This window comes from Pseudomonas syringae pv. cilantro (assembly GCF_001293775.1).
In the GTDB taxonomy this organism is placed as follows: Bacteria; Pseudomonadota; Gammaproteobacteria; order Pseudomonadales; family Pseudomonadaceae; genus Aquipseudomonas; species Aquipseudomonas syringae_P.
Window position 1 is genome coordinate 1 of record NZ_LGLN01000058.1, and the last position, 200, is coordinate 200.

The 200-nt window shown below is 59.5% G+C and carries 1 pseudogene; it reads left to right on the top strand.

The features are described from left to right. Positions 1-197: pseudogene (locus ABJ99_RS14515) on the top strand (conjugal transfer protein); the annotation flags it as partial. Positions 198-200: the final 3 nt, after the last annotated feature.

Here is a 200-nt window from a genome sequence, read left to right on the forward strand (position 1 = left end):
CCGATGGCACCGAAACCCTGGCGGACGCGCACAACGAACAGAACGTGGTCGTGGTGCATGGGGTCAGCCGGCTGTTTCGGTTCCGCCTAAACGGCTTGGTTGTAGAGGCCCGGCCTACCGCTCAGGTGAATACGGGTTACAACTTCAACGGGACCACCACCGGCGAGATTCGGGAGCTCAAGCATGCAGAACAATGACAA